This is a genomic window from Bradyrhizobium sp. NBAIM08 (genome assembly GCF_020193935.1).
GTDB lineage: Bacteria > Pseudomonadota > Alphaproteobacteria > Rhizobiales > Xanthobacteraceae > Bradyrhizobium > Bradyrhizobium yuanmingense.
Genome location: NZ_JADYVR010001235.1, coordinates 1 through 388, shown reverse-complemented (window position 1 = coordinate 388; position 388 = coordinate 1). Strand labels below are relative to the sequence as shown.

The following is a 388-nucleotide window of genomic DNA, read 5'->3' as shown; positions in this document are numbered from 1 at the left end:
GCACAAGGCATTACTGAAAAGAAAAAGTTTATTAGCAGTTGGTATCAAAAGCGTAAATGCTGTTTTTGAAGAAGGCGAAGCATTTGAAATTACTGATGAAAATGGAAATGCATTTGCTGTAGCGCGTGCAAAAATATCTTCTAAAGAATTACTAAAAAACCTGAAACAACAAAATCTAATCTTAGCGCATGCAGATGATATTGTGCTGATGTAATCATAAATCAACAGAAGTAAAAGGCAGCAAAATACAAACAGGCATTTTTTCTTCGTGAAATTCTTTTAATTCTTTTTCCAGTTTTGAAGAACGCAATTGCTGCAATGGTTTATCATTACTTCTTAAAAAATTATTCCAGTGATTGAGTAAAATAATATCTGCATTGGTAATTTC

At 31.4% G+C, this 388-nt stretch carries 1 protein-coding gene; it reads left to right on the top strand.

The features are described 5' to 3' along the window. On the top strand, positions 1-214 hold a 214-nt coding region (locus tag I6F37_RS44300; RefSeq protein WP_225155031.1), incomplete at its 5' end, for a PUA domain-containing protein. Between the last annotated feature and the right edge of the window lie 174 nt (positions 215-388).